We start from the raw sequence: 17669 nt of genomic DNA, 5'->3' as shown, positions 1-17669 counted from the left end.
TTGGCTTGAAAGCACCGTGGGAGAGGGTTAGTCTTCGCGGGCTGCTGTCAATCCAGCAGTCGGGTTTGGTCACCCGCAATCATCAAGGCGCATCAGCGCCGCTCAGCGAAGCAGTCGGCGTTTTTTTGTGCCCGGCTGTCTCGTGTCATGGCGGCTGTGCGTGGGGCGCCTCCGTGCGCGCCGGTTTCCTTGATTCCCGGTTGACCAACCCGCGACAGTCGCCACCCATTCGTTTGGTCACGTTGCGTGGCGGCTCCTGATGAATCAAGGAGAACACGAAGACGGCGGGGTGCGTCCAAGCCGTCGCGCTGGCAATTGCACGGCTGCGCCGCTGAGCGTAAGCGAGTTCCCAGGGTTACCGCTTAAAGAGCGCCCTTGCCGGGGCGCCCAGCAGCCTCACCCGCTACCGTAGCCGCGAACCAGGCGCCAGGGGGCTTAATCGGCACCCTGCTAAGCCTCTTACAAGTGTTTCAAGCGGGGCTTTTGGCTTGAAAGCACCGTGGGAGAGGGTTAGTCTTCGCGGGCTGCTGTCAATCCAGCAGTCGGGTTTGGTAGCCCGAATTGATCAAGGCGCACAAAGCGCCCGCTTTCGCTATGGTTGGCGCATTTTTTGTGCTCGGTTGTAGCGTTTTATGGCGGCTGTGCGTAGGGCGCCTCTGTGCGCGCCGGTTTCCTTGATTCCCGGTCTACCAACCTGCGCATAGCCGTCACCATTTCGTTTGGTAGCGATTGATGGCGGCTCCTGATGAATCAAGGAGCACACCATGACAAAAGGGTTACCTGATCCTCCTGCCAGTCTCACAACCGCGCCCACATCCTTCTCTACCTGCGAAAGCAGCCATCCGCCTTTGTTTTCGGTACGTCCGGGCGTCGATCTCGAAGACGCGCTGGTGCACTTGTCCACGCTGTTGCGTGGCGCCTATGCCGCTAATCTGAAGGCCATGGAGTTGGCCAATGGGACCTGTTTCGACCTGTTGCTGGGCAATGACCATGGACTGGAATCGGCGACCGCAGTGGTGGAGGCTTTGTTGAATGGGTTGGAGGCTCGGCGGCTGGTAGCTTACCGCTAGTCGGAGACGGCGGGGTGCGCCTAGGCAGTGGCGGAGTCAACTGCCTGGCTCCGCCCTGGGTGGTTAGCGAACTCCCAGGCTCAACGCGGTATCGCCGGGTCTGCGCTGCGAAGCTAGATTCCTAAGGCCCTGGCGCGCCTTTAGTATCGAAAAAAATCGACAGCCCCCTTGTCAGCCCTCAAGCCATTGCGGGCTGTTGAAATTATTCAGCCGGCAATCCTCTTCAGCGCAATCAACTGCTGCCACGGGCGCGCCGAGCAAGGCTCTCTGCAAACTGCGCTCCCCAGCATTCCAAGCCTGCTCAAGCAGCGGCAGGATGGCGCGGGGCAGCACGCTGAACATCGGTTGCCAATACCCACCCTGGCGGACCATCGCGGCACTGTTCGCCGCCAAGGCGGCGCGCCGCAGGTCGTTGACCAGCACCTGATCGACCCGCGGCGCATCACAGGCGAACACCACCACCCAATCGTGCCGCGCTATCGCCAACCCGGCAAGCACGCCAGCCAGTGGGCCAGGGAAGCCGGTCTCGGCATCACACACGCAGTGCTCGGCGTACCGCTGGTATATCTGCTGATTGCGATTGCACGAAACGATCAGGTCATCACTGAGGCCCCGAACCACCGCATGCACGTGGGCAATCAGAGGGCGGCCTTTCCAGTCGATCAGCCCTTTATCGCGCCCGCCCATGCGTTGGCCACGGCCGCCGGCGAGCATGAGGACAGAGCAAAGGGGCAGGGTAGCAGGCATGAAAAAGGGTTCCTGGCAGTCAGTGCCAGAAACCCTCCCATTTCACGTTCCGCTTGTCCAGTCAGTGACTGCGCGGGTTGGCTCGTCGCCAGGTTCCTGTGGCCGCCGGCGCCGGGACAAACGCATCACCACGACGAAGAATACCGGCACGAACACCACCGCCAGCGTGGCGCTCAACATGCCGCCAATGACCCCTGTACCGATGGCCTGCTGGCTTGCCGAACTGGCACCGGTGGCGATGGCCAGTGGCACCACCCCAAGGATGAACGCCAGGGACGTCATCACGATGGGCCGCAGGCGCAAGCGGGCAGCCTCGATGGCAGCCTGGGTGGCATCCATGCCCTGGTCCATCAGGCTTTTGGCAAACTCGATGATCAGAATGGCATTCTTTGCCGACAGCCCGATCAAGGTGATCAGCCCAACCTTGAAGAACACGTCGTTGGGCATGCCACGCAGCGTGACTGCCAGGACCGCGCCCAGAATCCCCAGGGGTACCACCAGCAGCACCGCCGTGGGGATCGACCAGCTTTCATACAACGCCGCCAGGCAGAGGAACACCACCAGCAGCGACAGGGCCATCAGCACCGGCGCTTGACTGCCCGAGAGCCTTTCCTGCAGCGACAACCCAGTCCATTCCAGCCCAACACCAGTCGGCAGCTGCGCCACGATTCGCTCGATCTCGGCCATGGCTTGCCCCGAGCTTTGCCCGGCCGTCGGCTCACCAGAAATGGACACCGCCGGGTAACCGTTGTAGCGCGTCAACTGGACCGGGCCGCTAACCCATCTGGGCTGGACGAAGGCGCCAAGCGGCACCATCTTGCCGGCGCTGTTGCGCACATGAATCTTCAGCAAGTCCTCCACCTGGCTGCGCTGATCGCCCTCGGCCTGCACCACCACCCGCTGCATGCGGCCCTGGTTGGGAAAGTCATTGACGTAGCTCGAACCCACCGCCACGTCCAGCACTGAGCCGATATCGGCGAACGAGACGCCCAACGCATTGGCCTGACGGCGATCGATCTCCAGCTCCACTTGTGGGCTTTCGGCCAACGATGCCTCGCGCACGTTTGTCAGTACCGCGCTCTTGCTCGCCTTGGCCAGCAGTTCATCACGGGCAGCCATGAGTTGGGCGTGACCAAGCCCGCCCCGGTCCTGCAGGCGGAATTCGAAGCCAGTGGACTCGCCAAGCCCGTCAATCGGTGGTGGCAGTACGGCGAAGGCGATGGCGTCCTTGAGTTGCGTGAATGCCATGTTCGCGCGATCGGCAATGGACTGGGCACTGTCCTCAGCGTCACGCTCGGACCAGTCCTTGAGGGTCGTGAAGGCCAGCGCCGCATTCTGGCCACTGCCGGAGAAGCTGAAACCCAGAATCACCGTGGTATTGCCCACGCCAGGCTCATCGCCGTTGTGCGCCTCGATGTGAGCCGCCACCTGCTCGGTGCGCATGCGGCTGGCGCCAGGCGGCAGCTGGATATCGGTGATGGTGTAACCCTGGTCCTCGGTCGGCAGGAAGGCCGTGGGCAGCTGACTGAAGCCGTAGCCCAGCACGCCCAGCAGCACGGCGTACACCAACAGGTAGAGCCCGCTGCGACGCAGTGCCTGCGACACCCAGCCCTCATAGCCCTTGCTCATGCCCTCGAAGCGCCGATTGAACCAACCGAAGAAACCGCCGCGCTGATGGTGCGCACCTGGGTTCACAGGCTTGAGCAAGGTGGCGCACAACGCCGGCGTCAGGCTCAGGGCAAGGAAGGCCGAGAACAGGATGGAAACGGCCATGGACACCGAGAACTGCTGGTAGATCACGCCGACCGAGCCCTTCATGAAGGCCATGGGCAGGAAGACGGCCACCAGCACCAGCGTGATACCGATGATCGCCCCGCTGATCTGGCCCATGGCCTTGCGTGTGGCCTCACGCGGCGCCAGACCCTCTTCGGCCATGATTCGCTCGACGTTCTCGACCACCACGATGGCGTCGTCCACCAAAATACCAATGGCCAGGACCATGCCGAACAGCGTCAGCACATTGACCGAGAAGCCCAGCATCAGCATCACGCCGAAGGTGCCCATCAGCGCCACGGGCACCACGAGTGTGGGAATCAACGTGTAACGCAGGTTCTGCAGGAACAGAAACATCACCGCGAACACCAGCACCATTGCCTCGAACAGCGTGCTGATGACCTGCTGTATGGAGACTTTGACGAACGGCGAGGTGTCGTAGGGAATGTCGTACTTCACGCCTTCCGGGAAATAGCGCGCCAAGTCCTTCATCTTGGCGCGCACCAGCGTGGCCGTTTCCATGGCGTTGGCACCCGGGGCCAGCTGCACACTGAATGCGGTGGCCGGCTTGCCGTTCAAGCGCGTGCCGTACTGGTACTCCTGCGCACCGATTTCTACCCGGGCCACATCACCGATGGTCACCACCGAACCGTCGGTATTGGCTCGCAGCACGATCGCCGCAAACGCTTCTGGTGTGGTCAGCTGGCCCTTGACCACCACATTGGCGGTGATCTCCTGGGTAGCGGGGCTAGGCTGGTCGCCGATGCTGCCGGGCGCCACCTGCGCGTTCTGTGCGGTGATGGCTTCGGCCACGTCGTTGGGGGTGAGATTGAGGCCGACCAGCTTGGCCGGGTCGATCCAGATGCGCATGGCGCGCTCGGAGCCATACAGCTGGGCTTTGCCGACCCCTTTGATGCGCCGGATCTCGTTCATCACGTTGCGCGCCAGAATGTCGGACAACGCGGTCTCGTCGAACTTGCCATCCTCGGAGGTGAGCGTGCCCAGCAGCAGGAAACCAGTGGACACCTTTTCAACCTGCAAGCCTTGTTGGGTGACCGGGCGTGGCAGGCGCGACTCGACCACTTTCAAGCGGTTCTGCACGTCAACCTGTGCCAGGTCTGGCACGGTGCCCGGCTCGAAGGTGGCGGTGATGGTGGCGCTGCCCAGGCTGCTTTGCGACTCGAAGTACAGCAAGTTGTCGGCGCCGTTGAGTTCCTGCTCGATGAGGCTGACCACACTTTCATCCATGGTAGCCGCCGAGGCGCCAGGGTATACGGCGTAAATTTCCACCTGCGGCGGCGCCACGTTGGGGTACTGCGCCACGGGCAGTTGAGGAATGGCCAAGGCGCCAGCCAGCAGGATGAACAGCGCCACCACCCAAGCGAAAATGGGGCGGTCAATGAAAAATTGCGGCATCGATCAGGCCCTCACTGGCCGGTGTGCTGGGTGGCGGAGGTGGCCTCGGGGGCGGGGTCGATCTGCACGCGTTCGCCTGCCTTGGCATGTTGCAGGCCTTCGACCACCACCTGGTCACCGGCAGCGAGGCCTTCGCGTACTACCCAGCGGTCGCCCTGTACGCTGCCCAGCACCACTTGCCGTTCGCTGACCTGCGATTGGCCATCCACGACCAGTACCTTCGGCACGCCTGCGCTGTCACGCAGGATCGCCCGTTGCGGCACACTCAGCCCTTGCGGTTGCACGGCCTGGGCCAGGCGCACGCGCACATAGCTGCCCGGCAGCAAGTCGAGGTTCGGGTTGGGGAACTCGCTGCGCAGGGTGATCTGGTTGGTAGAGGGGTCGACCTGGATGTCGGAGAACAACAGCTTGCCGGGCAGCGGGTAGGCACTGCCGTCGTCCTCGATCAAGGTGACACTGGCCTGGTCTGCGTCGACCCGTTGCAGCTGGCCAGCACGCAAAGCCTTGCGCAGCGCCGTGATCTCACGGGTCGACTGGGTGACGTCGACATGAATGGGGTCCAGTTGCTCGATGGTCGCCAGTGGCGTGGCTTCGTTCTGCCCGACCAATGCGCCTTCTGTCACCTGGGCACGGCCAATGCGCCCGGCGATGGGAGCGGTCACAGTGGCGTATCCCAGGTTCAGACGGGCCCGTTGCACAGCCGCCTTGGCCTCGGCCACTGCTGCGTTGGCTTGCAGCAGGCTGGCCTTGGCATTGTCGTATTCCTGGCCGCTGACGGCTTTGTCATTGACCAGCTCGCGGTAGCGCTGCTCCTGCAGGCGAGCTTGATAACGGGTAGCGTCGGCTCTGGCCAGTGCCGCCTGGGCGCTGTCCAGGTCGGCCTTGAAGGGTGCGGGGTCGATCTGAAACAACACATCGCCCTGCTTGACGTCGCTACCCTCGCGGTACACCCGCTTGAGCACTACGCCGGCCACCCGAGCCCGCACCTGGGCGGTACGCGGCGCCAGAATGCGGCCGTTGAGCTCGCTGGTGATGGCCAGCGGTTGCAGTTGCAGCGTTTCGATCCGCACTTGCGGGGCCGGGGCTTGCTGCTCGGGTTCGTCGCTAGCGCTGCAGCCGCCCAGGCCCAAGCCTACAAGCGCCAGAAGCGCCATGCGGCGCAGGGTAACAGTGAGTGTGTCGGACATTGGGATCTTCCGCTGATGATCTGCGCTATGCTACGGCACCCGGGTCATGGTTGGCTGTTAACAGCTGTACGGGGAGTGTGAAAAAGTGTGAAGCGATGGGTTGTGCACCACGATGTTTCTATAAGCTTGCGTCACTAGAACGCAGCGCTTACGAGGCCACACCGAGCCGGTGCGCTGCAAGTCCCTCCACCTGCCTGCCAAGCCACCCATGCCCACTATACTTCTGGTCGAAGACGACAGCGCCCTGGCCGAGCTGATCGCCAGTTACCTGCAACGCAACGAATTCGTCGTCCGGGTCATCGCCCGGGGTGACCATGTGCTGGACGAGTATTGCCGCGACAAACCCGACTTGGTGATTCTTGACCTGATGCTCCCAGGGCTGGACGGCCTGCAGGTGTGTCGCCAATTGCGTCAGCAGTCCCAATGCCTGCCGATCCTGATGCTCACCGCCCGCGATGACAGCCATGACCAGGTGCTGGGGCTGGAAATGGGGGCCGACGACTACGTCACCAAACCGTGCGAGCCACGGGTGTTGCTGGCCCGGGTGCGCACCTTGCTGCGCCGCAGCGCTAACGAACCCAGGCTGGACCATGACCTGATCGTGGTAGGTGGGTTATGCATCGACCTGGCCGAACGCACCGTCACCTGGCGCGGCGAGCCTATCGAACTGTCGGGCGGGGAATTCAACCTGTTGGTCGTGCTGGCGCGCAATGCCGGGGTCGTGCTCAATCGCGATCGCATTCTTCAACAGTTGCGCGGTATCGAGTTCAACGGCACCGACCGCTCGGTGGACGTGGCCATTTCCAAGCTGCGCCGCAAGTTCGACGACAACGCAGGCGAAGCACGCAAGATCAAGACGGTCTGGGGCAAAGGTTATCTGTTCAGCCGTGTCGAGTGGGAGTGAGCTGCGATGTTCAAGATCCTGGTGCGGCTGTATCTGCTGATCATCGTGGCGTATGCCGGTGCCTTGCTGTTCATCCCCGACACCATCGTGGGGCTGTTTCAGGAACGCTTCATGGCCTACAACCTCAGCCAGACCAAAGGCGTGCAGTCGCTGATCGTACGTCAGTTCCACCAGGCGCCTCAGGCCCAGTGGCCTGCCGTGGCGAAAGCGCTGGCCGACGATTTTGCACCCTTGCAGGTCCAGCTGCTGCCCATCGACCAGGCCCACTTGAATGAAACGGAGCGCGCGCGGCTGGCGCAAGGGGAGTCGGCAGTGCGCCTGGCCCAATGGGGCTACTACGAAACCCTGCTGGCGCCGTTGGACAGCCACTGGCTGGTACGCTTGGATTCGCCGCCTGATCCCTTGGACATCAACGTCCTGTCATGGGGCGTGACGGTGTTGATCGGGGCCGCGATGCTGGGTTGCCTGTTGCTTTGGGTATGGCCGCACTGGCGTGACCTGGAGCGCCTGAAGGAAACCGCTCGGCGTCTGGGGCAGGGGCAGATGTCCGAGCGCACGCATATCTCGGTGCATTCGAACATCGGCGAACTGGCCAGGGTATTCGACACCATGGCTAGCGACCTTGAGCGCCATGTCAATCAGCAGCGCGAGCTGCTCAATGCCGTATCTCACGAGCTGCGCACGCCCCTGACGCGCCTGGATTTCGGCTTGGTGCTGCTCTTCGACGAAGTGCCTGCGGCCAGCCGCAAGCGCTTGCTGGAGCTGGTCGGGCACGTGCGAGAGCTGGATGAATTGGTGTTGGAGTTGTTGTCCTACAGCCGGTTGTACAATGCCGACCAGGCGCGCGAACGAGTGGAGGTGTCGTTGCTCGAGCTGGTGGACAGCGTGCTAGGCAGCTTTGCCGAGGAGTTGGACGGGCGGGGCATCCAGTGGGAGGTGCATGCCGACGCCGAGTTGCCGCGCTTCGTGCTCGATCCGCGCCTGACGGCCCGAGCGGTGCAGAACCTGGTGCGCAACGCCATGCGCTACTGTGAGCGGCGCCTGGTACTGCGCTTGCGCCTGGAGCCCGACGGGGCTTGCTCGCTGACGGTGGAGGATGATGGCATTGGTATCCCTGTCGAGGAGCGTGAGCGAATCTTCCAGCCGTTCTATCGCCTGGATCGCAGCCGGGACCGCAGCACGGGTGGATTCGGCTTGGGGCTGGCGATCAGCCGGCGGGCCATTGAGGGGCAGGGCGGGACCCTGACGGTCGCCCAGTCCCCATTGGGCGGTGCGCAATTTCGTATCCGCTTGCCCGCCGGGCAGGTGACCTGAAGGCTGATGCCTGGTAGTAAGCCTCTTCTTTTAACCGGCGGGATCTTGTAGCGTGTCGGGTCGTCATTCAGGGAGCTGAACATGCAAGGCAAGGCCCGCAAGATCGTCCAGGCCATTCTCTACGAGGCCATCGCCGTGGCGTGTGTTGCCCCCGCCCTGGAACTTGCGTTCGGGGCGGGGATGGCGCAGTCCACGGTGCTGTCGGTATTGATGTCAGGCGTCGCGATGAGCTGGAACATGCTCTACAACTGGGTGTTCGAGCGCTGGGAGGCGCGCCAGCCTCAGCGCAAGCGCACGCTGTTGCGCCGCTTGCTGCATGCGCTTGGCTTCGAGGGTGGCCTGGTGGTGATCCTGCTGCCGCTGGTGGCCTATTGGTTGCAAGTCAGCCTGCTGGCAGCGCTCTTGACCAATCTGGCCCTGTTCGCTTTTTTCTTCGTCTACGCCTTCGTGTTCCAGTGGGGCTTCGACAAGGTATTCGACGTGCCGTTGTCGGCGCAGCAGGCCAAGTGTTGACGCGCGGCCAAGCCTCGGGCTAACGTTCGGCACATGAACCGCTATCAGCCTGCCTTCGCCAGCATTATTACCGCCATCATCAGATTGGCGGGCTAGCGCGAGCATGCACCGAACCCGCCCTGGAGGCGGGTTTTTCCATCTGACTCCTGGGCACCGTTAACCGGCCAAGGAGTCGATGATGTCCAACCTGTGTTGCGCCCCGCGAGCAATCACCCCTGAGCAACTGCTGTCCGAGCAGGTTCGGCGAATTTTGGCAGCGCCCGTGTATGACCTGGCCATCGAAACGCCGTTACAAGAGGCCGGTGGGTTGTCCGATAGGCTGGGTAATCGGGTACTGCTTAAACGCGAAGACCTGCAACCCACATTCTCGTTCAAGATCCGTGGGGCGTACACGCGACTGTCGAGGTTGACCACCCGTCAGCGTCAGGCCGGTGTAGTGACCGCTTCGGCGGGCAACCATGCCCAGGGCGTGGCCATGGCCGCCGCGCATCTGGGCATGACGGCCACGATCGTCATGCCGTCCACGACGCCTTCGCTCAAAGTGCAGGGCGTGCGCGCCCGCGGTGGGCAGGTGGTGCTGCACGGTGACAGCTTCCCCCATGCCCTGGCACATGCCTTGAAGCTGGCCGACCTGGAAGGAGCCACATTCGTGCCACCCTTCGATGACCCGGATGTGATTGCCGGTCAAGGTACGGTCGGCATGGAGATCCTCAGGCAGTGTCCTGGGCCGCTACAGGCTGTCTTCGTTCCGGTAGGCGGAGGTGGCTTGATTGCCGGAATCGCGGCCTACATCAAGTACCTGCGCCCCGAGGTCAGGGTGATCGGTGTGGAGCCTGAGGATGCCAACTGCCTGCAGGCCGCCCTGCAGGCTGGCGAGCGGGTGGTGCTCCCGCATGTCGGCACCTTCGCCGACGGGGTGGCCGTGGCCCAGGTGGGCGCCCACTGCTTCGAGCTATGCCGGCATTTTGTGGACGAGGTGCTGACTGTAAGCAGCGACGCGTTGTGTGCCGCGATCAAGGACATCTACGATGACACCCGCTCGATCACCGAGCCCTCGGGGGCCCTGGCGGTCGCGGGCATGAAGCAGTATGTGGACCGCGAGGGCGTTCGCGGGAAGACGCTGGTGGCCATCGATTCTGGGGCCAATATCAACTTCGATCGGCTGCGCCATGTGGCAGAGCGCGCCGAACTGGGTGAACAGCGCGAAGCGGTGATCGCGGTGACCATCCCCGACCAGCCTGGGAGCTTCCGGGCGTTCTGCCAAGCGTTGGGCAAGCGCCAGGTCACGGAATTCAACTACCGCTGCCAGCCGGGCAAACCTGCAAGGCTGTTCGTGGGTGTGCAAACGCACCCATTGCAGGATCCACGCGATCAGCTGTTGAACGGTTTGCAGGCTCAAGGCTATGAGGTTGTGGACCTGACCGACAATGAGCTGGCCAAGCTGCATGTGCGCCATACCGTGGGTGGGCCTTTGGCGCCTGGAAGTAACGAGCAGGTGCTGCGTTTCGAGTTTCCAGAGCGCCCCGGGGCACTGCCGGCGTTTCTGGAGCGCCTGGGCCAGCGCTGGAACATCAGCCTGTTCCATTACCGCAACCACGGTGCAGCCCATGCGCGGGTGTTCGCTGGGCTGCAGGTGCCTGCCGATGAGCGTGCCGGGTTATCTTCGGCGCTGGACCAGATGGGTTATCGCTACTGGGACGAAACGGATAACCCGGCTTATCACCTGTTCCTCGGCTGAGGCGGCGGATCACCGCTCGCGCATGAAGAAACCGGCCACGAACTTGCGGAAGGTTTCAGGGCTCTTGAAGTCGGCATACCGTTTGAAGTTCTCGGTATCCGGCTCGGGCCCGATGGGTTGTTCGAGCAGCGAAATGGACAGTACACGGTCTTGGTCGGACGTCATCACCAGTTCATCCATGAGCTGCCCGCCGACCACCGGGCGGCGCATCTGCACCTTGACGCCCTTGCTGGCCATCCAGTCCACCAGCGATACCAATGCCTTGAGCGGTTCGCGCTCTTCATCGCGATAGACCGGAAACAGATGGCCGCGCGACAGCACCGGTACGCTGGCCACGTGGATCAGTTCATAGAAGTGACTGCCGGGAGTCGTAGGCGAATAGAGTGCCAGCGTCAGCAACGGGCCGCAGGTGCGCTGACCACCCCAGTACAGATGATGGCCCTGGAAATCGAAACCCTCTTCACTGCGGTAGTGAAAGACCTTGCGGCCCTTGATCTGGTCGATGCAGTCGAGCAGTAGTCCATGACGACGATGGTTGCCAAAGATCGTTGCTTCACGCAGACGGGCCTTGAGCATCATCATGTGCTTCATGTCCAGGCGCGTTTCCAGGTAGTTGCTGGCCGGCACCCGTTCCACCAGCGGATAGCGACTGGCCACGGCGCGCAGTTGAGCGAATTGCCCGGTCAGGTCCTGCTTCAAATGCGTGGCGTAGAGGTTGAGGCCGCTGGTCTCGATCCACGTCAACAACAAGGCCAGCAAACGCTGTTGTTCGCGGCGCTCGCCTGGCTCGTTGGTGCTTGCGCTTGCCCCCGTGCGGAAGTCGCCGATCAGCCGCAGCGGTGTGTCGGGAGGCAGCCAGGCCACCGGCTGAACAGGTGCCTGAGCACGCTCGGCCGCTTCCTGTTCATCCTTGGTGAAGGGGCAGCCCGGCGCATGTTCGGCCGTGCCTGGGTTGTTCTTGAGAAACAACGTACCGGTGTTGCCATTGAGGGTGACATTGAGCACAGGCAGGGCGTCGGTGCGGCAGTCGCAGGCCAGCCATTGATTGGCGTTGCGCACCTTCATCAGCATCTGGTTGGCCTGCAGCAGGCGGGGCCCGGTCAAGCCGCCGGTGGCAAATTCCACCAGCAGCGCGTCTTCGGCGGGCGTCAGGCTGCGCACCTGGGCGGCGGTCTTGTCGATGATACGCATTGAGCGGCTCCGTGCTATGAGCTTCAAGCTTCCAGCAAAGCGGTGCCGCTTTCAACCGTCAGAAGATGTAGTCGGTAGTCAGGAAACTCGACCGTCGATTACGGATGATGTCACTGAACAAGGCCTTGTTGTCGTCCTGGAAGCGCGTGGCCACCAGGGTGCGTATGGAAAAGACCCGCAGGGCATCGTGCACCGACAGGGTGCCCTCGGCGCTGTTTTTGCGGCCATTGAACGGATAGGTGTCCGGGCCTCGCTGGCATTGGGTGTTGATGTTGATGCGACCGACCTGGTTGGCGAAGATGTCGATCAGGTTGCCGACGGTGGCAGGGTCGCTGCCGAACAGGCTCAACTGCTGGCCATAGTCCGAGTCCAGGACGTAGTCGATGACCGTCTGCAGATCGCGGTAGGGGACGATCGGCACGACTGGCCCGAACTGTTCTTCCTGGTACACGCGCATCTGCGCCGACACCGGATACAACAGGGCGGGGTAGAAGAACGAACCCCGGCTGCGGCCCCCGTGCTCGTTGATCACCCGTGCTCCCTTGGCGGTCGCATCGTGCACCAGGCCGTCGAGGTAATCGATCTTCCCGGGTTCGGGCAGCGGTGTCAGGGCGACGCCTGGCTCCCAGGGCATGCCCGGCTTGAGGGTGGCGAGCTTGCGCGTGAACTTGTCCAGAAATGCATCGGCCACATCTTCATGGACGAACAGAATCTTGAGCGCCGTGCAACGCTGGCCGTTGAACGACAGGGCGCCCGTCAGAGCCTGGTCGACGGCGTTGTCCAAGTCGACCTGAGGCAACACAATGCCGGGGTTCTTCGCGTCCAGGCCCAGTGCCGCGCGCAGCCGATGTGGTCGTGGGTGCAGCTTTTTGAGGTCGCTGGCAGCCTTGTGGGTGCCGATGAAGGCGAAGACGTCGATCTTGCCGCTGGCCATCACTGCGCTGACGGTCTCACGCCCCTTGCCGTAGATGACATTGATGACACCGGGCGGGAAGCTGTCGCGGAAGGCTTCGAGCAGCGGGCGGATCAGCAAAACGCCGAACTTGGCGGGCTTGAACACCACGGTGTTGCCCATGATCAAGGCCGGTATCAGGGTGGTGAAGGTTTCGTTGAGAGGGTAGTTGTACGGGCCCATGCACAGCGCCACGCCCAACGGCGCGCGGCGTATCTGGCCCAGGGTGCCCTGTTCGAGTTCGAAGCGGCTGGAGCGTCTGTCCAGGTCCTTGAGGGCATTGATGGTTTCAGTGATGTAGTCGCAGGTGCGGTCGAATTCCTTTTCCGAATCCGCGAGGTTCTTGCCGATTTCCCACATCAGGAGCTTGACCACGGCCTGGCGCTGCTCGCGCATGCGCGCCAGGAAGGCCTCCACATGGCCGATGCGCTCTGCCACGCGCATGTTCGGCCATGCACCGCGCCCCTTGTCATAAGCTTGAACCGCAGCATCCAGTGCGGTCATGGCCGTGTCGGCGTCCAGCAGCGGTGCGTGGCCCAGCACCACCTGTTGCTCCTGGCCGTTGTCCTTTAGCCAAATGGGGCTACGGACTGTGGCCAACGGCCCGTCCCAATGGCGCAGTTCACCGCCCACGAGGTAGTCACGTTGTTCAAGGGGAGCCCCCAGTTGCCACGCTGGAGGTACGTCGGCGGCGTTGGGGTAAAGGTTGTCGAGCAAGGATTCCATGAAACTGCACCTCACAGTGGCCGGGAAGGGTTTAGCACAGTGAAACGGTTCAGCGACGAGCATGCGCCTGAGGCGACCAGAATACCAGCGCACAGCAAGCGCTTGAGCAGTGCGCCGGTCGCCCGGCGCCTGATCAGGGTGTCACAGGTCGAGCTCGAACAATCTCTCTGCTGGTTGTTCCAACAGGGCCTGCCGGTCTGGCCCTGCGTTATCGATCACAGACAGCCGACGCCAGAACTCCCGGCGCGCTCGTTCGGGGTAGGTGAGGAAAGGATCGTCGTCCAGCAGCGCCCTGAGGTCGCGCCGATATTGCAATGGCAAGCGGCGCCACAGGCTGTATTCATGCGGGCCTGCAAGTTCGAAGAATTCAGTGTAGTCGCCCTCGTTCACTAACAGATCCACGTCATGAATCTCATTGTACGTTTCGATCTGACTCAGTATCGGCTCTGCCAGCCAACTGCTTTCCATGGACAGGGTGTCAGCTACGGGAATGGGCAAAGTGAAGTCCTCGGGTAACTGCACGAACTGGTTGTTCGTCAGGTCAACGGCGAGCGGCTCCGTTAATTGCGCCAACCCCTGTGGCAACTCGGTCAGCGAGCATCCCGACAGGAACAGCGATCTGATGTCGGGATGCAGGCGCAGATCGGGCGCGACCAGCAGCGGGTTTTCACTCAGATCAAGTACGGCCAGGCCGGGGTATCGTTGCAGGGTAATTTGATCCGTAGGGTCCCAGGTAATCCGGTTGCGGTCCACATCCAGCCAGCGCAGGCGCTGACCGAAGGCCAGGCGAGGCAGGTGGTCGAAGCGGCAATCGCTGAGCAGTAACCGCGTGAGGTTCGGGAGTCGCTGGTGGAAGACCGCAGGCAGTTGGCTGAGTGCGGGGTTGCCGCACAACGTCAGGTGCTCGATGTGATGGAAGTCATCCCTCAGTGGCAAGCTGGCCAAGTCATCATGAGTCAGGCCCAGCCCGGAGAGATCGAGGCTGTACAGACAACCGCCGCCATCGAGTACCGTGCACGAAACCCGTCGCCAGGCATTGATGATCGGCTGCACGGCAAGGTGGCGTTGATGTGGGCGCTGGGGGTTGGGGGCGGCCCACTGGGCCAGATCACGACGCAAGTTCTCTAGGCGCGCTTGTAGGTCGCGCAAGCGTTGGGTGGGTGAGCGCATGTCATGCAGGTTGTCCTCGTCTTCCCCTTCATTGAGCCAGTCGGCAAATTCTGCGTCGGTCGCAGTGGGGTAGAGACGCCGATAGGCCGCGCTCAACGAGGTGGTCTGGCGTGGCGCTGCCGGCAGTGGTTCGAGCGGCTTTCCACCCCGCAACCAACCCCGTGTTACCAGGCGTTGGCTGCGTTGCCCATAGAGCCTGGGGGCGAGCGTGGCGCGGTTTGCCCTGACCCAGGTCATCACCCGACGGCGAAGGTGGACGCCGTCAGGGTGCTCGATACCCAGCAGGTCGCGACGGGCGCGGGGCAGTGCCTGTTCGATGGCGCGGCAAAGATCGATACTCACCACGCCGGGCGCAGGACGCTCTCCCAAGAAAGCTTCATAGCCTTGGCTTGATTTGATCACACGAATGAGCTGACCTGTGCCGGTATGAGCGAGGGTGGGACCGTCAGGGTTGCCGGCACGCAGTTCCAGACGTATGTCGGCTTGCCAGTCCGACATGGCCTCCAGTGCGCTGAATAGCAGGCGCTCGGTCTCAGTGTTGGCGAGCGCCGGCTGCACCAGGCCCTCCAGCGCCCGAACCAGAGGTAATTCGCTATGCACCTGTTCTACCGATTGTCGAATCCTGGCAGGCAGTGTTCCTTCTTGCTCCCAGGTCAACGCTTGGGCGGCCTCCAGCCGGCCCAGCAGTTGCTTGGCCAAAGGCGGCGTGAGACGCGGGTAGGTGGTAAGCAAGCGGTCCACGCCGGGATCGTGCGGCATGCTTGGGCTGTAGCGCTGCTCGAACCACTGCGACGCGCCTTGTACATCCATCGAAGGGCGTTCGGCGATTATGCGCAGACGCTGTAGAACGTCCAACAGCAGCGGCGGCGCCGGTTGCCCGCGAAGGTGCAGGTCTCGCAGGTTGTCGGCGTCGATGCCAGTCACATCGCACGCTTGCTGGATTTGCTCAGCTGTAAAGGCCTCGAACGGCTCACCCAGGCGCTCTACCAGCGTTACCAGCGGCCACTCGCCTAGCGGCTCGTGCTGGGCGCGCCAAGCGCCTTGACCGTTGTGCTCAAGGGGGGGCTGCCAGGCATCTGGCCGCTCGGGGTGAACAATTTGCCAGCGCGACAGTGAAGGGTCCAGCCGTTGCTCATAGAGGTGTCCGTCCATCTTGATGAAGTATCGGCCATCATGCAGATACTGGCCCTGCGCATTGGGCCGCAACTGCGTTGGCAGCACTTCCTTGGAACGGTAAGGGGCCAAGTCCTGGTTCCAGAGCCTGAATGTGCCGTCGCTGACGCGTACCTCTTGCAGCGTCGTACCGGACAGTTTGCCGAACAATCGTGGCAACGCGTGTCCGGCTGCGGCGAAACCGCCCAGCAAAGCAAGGTTTATCCCAACCGATTCGATGTGCTCGAGCGCCAGGTGACGATCCCCGGCTTCCCAGGCTTCATACCCTTCGAAAGCTTCGCCCAGGAGCTGGCAGGCAGTGACGGCCAACATGAAAGTGCCCACCCCAGGTACGAAAAAGCTGGCGATATTGAGCAGGTCCCAGCCGCGACTTTCCCACGTCGCCAGACGTTGGGCTCTGGCGCTGGCGTCGAACTGTGCAGTAGGAACGGCGAGCAAACTGGCTTCGTGCTGCAAACGTGCCCAGTGCCGGACGTAGCAGTCGCTGAACGGGTCTCCCTCGATGGGCTGACGAGCCGGGCGCAGGTCTGCGTCCAAGGCGCGCTCCCAGGGTTTGTCGGCCGGAGTGTTGCCAGCCGCGTCGAGGTTTTGCTGCAACAGATCGAAGAAATGTTCGCGTTGGTCTTGGGCTACATACCCTGTGAACGCTTCACGTGCTGCAGGCTCGAGCAACAGGATGGCCAGCGCTTCATGCACGGCTGCCAGGTCCTTGCAGCTGCGCAATGCAGGCTCGTGGTTGGGCAGGTACACGCCTAGGCCGTTCTGCCCCAGGTCGATCAGCATGACTTCGTAAAGATCGGTCCCGAACAAGCTCAGCCGCCAGCACGTCAAAGGCTCTCCCTGCAGCAGGCGGTCAAGGTCATCGCGAGCGCTGCCGCTGATCAAGTGCCTGAGCACAGCTAAGTCTGCCGCCATCTGCAGACGCGCTTTGAACACCTGCAACATGTGCGCTTTTACGGCCGGGCTGTCGAAATAGCCTTGAAGATGACCATGGTAGGCACTTCCCAAATCAAGCGCTCGCGTCAGGGTGGCGAAAGCGGCCGGCGTGAGGGGCAAGGGTGTTACTTGGTAACGCTCCGAGTCGATGGGAAATTGTGCAGCCGGCTCTTGCATGCCAATCGGCGCCGTGCCCGTCACCGTGATGGGCGTTATGTGAATATCCTTGCTCAGGGCGATTGCACTCTGGGAAGAGAACACTTCATCCTCCGCAAAGTTCTGCAATGCAGCCCTTACGATGTTTTCCCGTTGGTGGCTAAACACATAGCGCAGGCCGACCCATCGCCAAGTTTGCTCGACGCGCAGCAACTCGCAGGCGTTGACGTCCACATCTAACCCCTGACGCTGCAAGCACTGCTGTAGTGCACGTTCGGCGAGTTCTGCCACTTGCTCAAGGCCGCGCATCGCCCGACCTAGCGCTGCCTGCGCGCTGATCAATCTTCGATGACTGGCGGCAACGGTTTCCCTCAGATCCGGAGGGGCATTGCAGAACCAGTCTTGCGTTTGCCAAGTGGGGTGTTGAGTGTGCTTGAGGGCCTGCCATTGGTGCGCGGTGGCCCGTGCAGCCCAATGAGGCAAAGTCACAGGTGAAACTGAGTTGCTTTCAGACATGTGGTGCGAGCTCCTTGTATTGAGGCGCTATCACACGTCATGGGTGACTGATGCGGTGGTGCTGGGTTATTACCCAGGCGCTATGACTCATAGCCTGGCCCAATCGAGGCCAGGCGGCGCCGTGGATTATTGGCGCCATAAAACATATGGCCTTTATATCGGCTCGCTACTTGCCAAACACTTTGGC

The 17669-nt window shown here is 62.4% G+C and carries 11 protein-coding genes; 5 read left to right on the top strand and 6 right to left on the bottom strand.

Features of this window, described 5'->3' with window-relative positions:
• Nucleotides 1–764 precede the first annotated feature (764 nt).
• Nucleotides 765–1070, top strand: a complete 306-nt coding sequence (locus NMB38_RS11705) for a DUF3077 domain-containing protein (protein WP_082693211.1) — start codon at nucleotides 765–767, stop codon at nucleotides 1068–1070.
• Nucleotides 1071–1241: 171 nt separating this feature from the next.
• Here NMB38_RS11705 and mobA read toward each other — a convergent pair whose 3' ends face one another.
• From mobA to NMB38_RS11690, 3 genes are read right to left on the bottom strand one after another with little or no spacing between them, the layout of a single operon-like run.
• Entirely contained in the window at nucleotides 1242–1817 is a 576-nt protein-coding gene (gene mobA, locus NMB38_RS11700; protein WP_059183969.1) for a molybdenum cofactor guanylyltransferase MobA, read from the bottom strand.
• Nucleotides 1818–1859: 42 nt separating this feature from the next.
• Entirely contained in the window at nucleotides 1860–5006 is a 3147-nt protein-coding gene (locus NMB38_RS11695) for a multidrug efflux RND transporter permease subunit (protein ID WP_059183970.1), read from the bottom strand.
• 11 nt (nucleotides 5007–5017) lie between these two features.
• Nucleotides 5018–6193, bottom strand: a complete 1176-nt coding sequence (locus NMB38_RS11690) for an efflux RND transporter periplasmic adaptor subunit (protein WP_027914917.1) — start codon at nucleotides 6191–6193, stop codon at nucleotides 5018–5020.
• Between the two features lie 208 nt (nucleotides 6194–6401).
• Here NMB38_RS11690 and NMB38_RS11685 point away from each other — a divergent pair, with 208 nt between their 5' ends.
• The 4 genes from NMB38_RS11685 (at nucleotide 6402) to ilvA (ending at nucleotide 10662) form a co-directional block, all read left to right on the top strand.
• Nucleotides 6402–7097 (top strand): response regulator, encoded by a 696-nt coding sequence (locus NMB38_RS11685; RefSeq protein WP_059184166.1) that lies wholly within the window; start codon nucleotides 6402–6404, stop codon nucleotides 7095–7097.
• 6 nt (nucleotides 7098–7103) lie between these two features.
• Complete coding sequence (locus tag NMB38_RS11680; protein WP_059183971.1) at nucleotides 7104–8411, top strand: ATP-binding protein; 1308 nt, start codon at nucleotides 7104–7106, stop codon at nucleotides 8409–8411.
• Nucleotides 8412–8492: 81 nt separating this feature from the next.
• Nucleotides 8493–8924 (top strand): PACE efflux transporter, encoded by a 432-nt coding sequence (locus NMB38_RS11675; RefSeq protein WP_023535716.1) that lies wholly within the window; start codon nucleotides 8493–8495, stop codon nucleotides 8922–8924.
• A gap of 178 nt (nucleotides 8925–9102) precedes the next feature.
• Nucleotides 9103–10662: a threonine ammonia-lyase, biosynthetic gene (gene ilvA / locus NMB38_RS11670; protein ID WP_059183972.1), complete on the top strand. Its 1560-nt coding sequence runs from the start codon at nucleotides 9103–9105 to the stop codon at nucleotides 10660–10662.
• Nucleotides 10663–10671: 9 nt separating this feature from the next.
• Here the strand turns inward: ilvA and NMB38_RS11665 are convergent, their stop codons facing one another.
• From NMB38_RS11665 to NMB38_RS11655, 3 genes are all read right to left on the bottom strand, one after another.
• Nucleotides 10672–11853: a DUF8534 domain-containing protein gene (locus NMB38_RS11665; RefSeq protein WP_027914920.1), complete on the bottom strand. Its 1182-nt coding sequence runs from the start codon at nucleotides 11851–11853 to the stop codon at nucleotides 10672–10674.
• Between the two features lie 58 nt (nucleotides 11854–11911).
• Nucleotides 11912–13531 (bottom strand): NADP-dependent glyceraldehyde-3-phosphate dehydrogenase, encoded by a 1620-nt coding sequence (locus NMB38_RS11660; RefSeq protein ID WP_049695911.1) that lies wholly within the window; start codon nucleotides 13529–13531, stop codon nucleotides 11912–11914.
• A 141-nt stretch (nucleotides 13532–13672) separates the two neighbouring features.
• Nucleotides 13673–17482: a dermonecrotic toxin domain-containing protein gene (locus tag NMB38_RS11655; protein ID WP_236167228.1), complete on the bottom strand. Its 3810-nt coding sequence runs from the start codon at nucleotides 17480–17482 to the stop codon at nucleotides 13673–13675.
• Nucleotides 17483–17669 lie beyond the last annotated feature (187 nt).

The sequence above is a fragment of the Pseudomonas sp. FBCC-B35 genome, assembly GCF_059133755.1.
This window is presented reverse-complemented; position numbering and strand designations above follow the sequence as displayed.